This window comes from Candidatus Aquicultor secundus (assembly GCF_002791875.1).
GTDB lineage: Bacteria > Actinomycetota > Aquicultoria > Aquicultorales > Aquicultoraceae > Aquicultor_A > Aquicultor_A secundus.
On the sequence record NZ_PFNG01000169.1, the window covers coordinates 1 to 1,988 of the forward strand.

The window sequence follows — 1,988 nt, forward strand, 5'->3', positions numbered from 1 at the left end:
CATACTCCTTGCTGCCTACTAAAACCCGCTCTCTCGACCCACACCTTCTGGCTCCTGGCTCCTGGCTCCCGGCTCCCGGCTTCTGCTCTTTGGGCTCCTGGCTTCTGCTCGCATTCTAGACCCACATAATTCCGCCTTGCTGGATACAATTATTTTAGATATTCTTGATTTAAGTATCGTTACCCGATAAAGTTTGTTCTGCAGTAGTTTCGCTGCCGGATCGGATCATACGCAAGGAGAACCTGGGCATGAGTCTGCCCCTGTTGATGGCTATCGTCTTTTTAATAAACCTCCCCTTTGGCTATTGGCGTGCAAGCCAGAAGCGCTACTCCAGAGGATGGTTTTTGGCAGTGCACTTGCCCGTACCGGCGATTATCGTCCTGCGTCTGGCGTTTGGCTTTAGCTGGATTGCCTTGCCCTTTACCGTCCTCGCGTTTTTTATCGGCCAGTTTACCGGCGGTCGTACCAGATTACTGCTTAACTCGACGCACACTAAATAAGCCGATCACGGCTTATACTTTTTCCCGCCAAGGACAAATGAAAAAGGGTACTCCGCCGCGTTCTCAACCAGACCGTTTCGCACAGGGTTCTCAAAAATAAAGAGCGCTGTATTTATTACTTCCTCATCGGGCAACGGGTAGTCTATAAAATCGGGCTGCCAGATTGCACCCTTGTAGCCGCTACGCGACAGCACATACTCATATCTAAACCTTAGCAGGTTGATAAAGTGGTTCATCAGGACGTTTCCCGGTTGCACCAGAAGGTGGATATGGTTCGGCATAATGCAAAAAGCGAACAGGCTGTACTTGTGCAAAACGGATGTCTCAAAAATCAAGTACGCAAGGTTGTTGCAATTGTTCGCAGAGCTAAAAAGCGGGTTCTTATCGTGTGTTGAGAGTATCGCGTGGTAAGTAAGCGGCATAGGACTTACTTTGTTGGCTTCTTCTATTTCCCCAGTTGTATATAAACGCCTGCCCTCCATGTACTATTACAATAAAGTAACCGTATGCCATATACAATACCGATACCTAAAATATTGCTTTTTCATAGCAGTGGGCTTTTGCGCTTTTACTTCTCTATAGCGCTATAGCGCCTTGTTATGATATCTAAATCGTCTAGTCGCCCAGCAGCTTTTTAAGATACGCCCTAAGCTCGGACCCGAATTCCTCATTCATCAACGCAAGCTCGACCGTGGCCTTTATCCAGCTAAGTTTGTTGCCAATATCATAACGAGGGCCGGTTACCTCAAACGCGTAAATCTGCTCTTTCTTTAAGAGCAGCTTAAGGGCATCGGTAAGTTGCAGCTCCCCGCCCAATCCCGGCTCTGTTTTTGAGAGCGCTTTAAATATACCGGGGGTTAAGACATACCTGCCGAGCATCGCAAGATCTGACGGGGCCTCTTTTGGGGACGGCTTTTCAACGAGATCCGTTACCCTGTAGAGGTGCTCCCCAACCTTTTCGGCCTGTATGATCCCATATTTTTTGACTTCCTGCATGGGAACGCGCTCAACCGCAACGACTGAAGACCCTAGCTTGTTATATGCTTTTATTAGTGCCTTGGTACATGGGTTATCGCTTAAGGTTATCGCATCCCCAAGAAGAACGGCGAAAGGGTTGTCCCCAATGTGCTTTTCCGCACAAAGAACGGCATGACCTAAACCTGCGGCTACCTTTTGGCGTATATAGTGGATGTCCGCAAGCTTTGCAATCTCTTCAAGTTCGGCCAGCGCGATGTAGTCGTTTTTCTTCTTCAAGATCGACTCAAGCTCAAAGGAACGGTCGAAGTGGTCCTCGATGGCGCGTTTGCCTCTTCCGGTAATGACCAGGATATCGTGGATGCCTGATACGACGGCTTCCTCTACCACGTACTGTATCGTGGGTTTATCCACAACGGGGATCATCTCTTTGGGCTGCGATTTGGTGATCGGCAAGAACCTGGTTCCAAGGCCCGCAGCCGGAATAACCGCCTTTTTTACGCTCTTCTTTGT

The 1,988-nt window shown here is 48.7% G+C and carries 3 protein-coding genes; 1 reads left to right on the forward strand and 2 read right to left on the reverse strand.

The window, feature by feature from the left end; translation table 11 throughout:
• Positions 1 to 248 precede the first annotated feature (248 nt).
• Complete coding sequence (locus COY37_RS07105) at positions 249 to 500, forward strand: hypothetical protein (RefSeq protein ID WP_286976992.1); 252 nt, start codon at positions 249 to 251, stop codon at positions 498 to 500.
• A 5-nt stretch (positions 501 to 505) separates the two neighbouring features.
• Here the strand turns inward: COY37_RS07105 and COY37_RS07110 are convergent, their stop codons facing one another.
• A complete protein-coding gene (locus COY37_RS07110; protein WP_286678236.1) occupies positions 506 to 922 on the reverse strand; it encodes a transposase in 417 nt (138 codons plus the stop codon).
• 193 nt (positions 923 to 1,115) lie between these two features.
• On the reverse strand, positions 1,116 to 1,988 hold an 873-nt coding region (gene galU, locus COY37_RS07115), incomplete at its 5' end, for a UTP--glucose-1-phosphate uridylyltransferase GalU (RefSeq protein WP_286976994.1).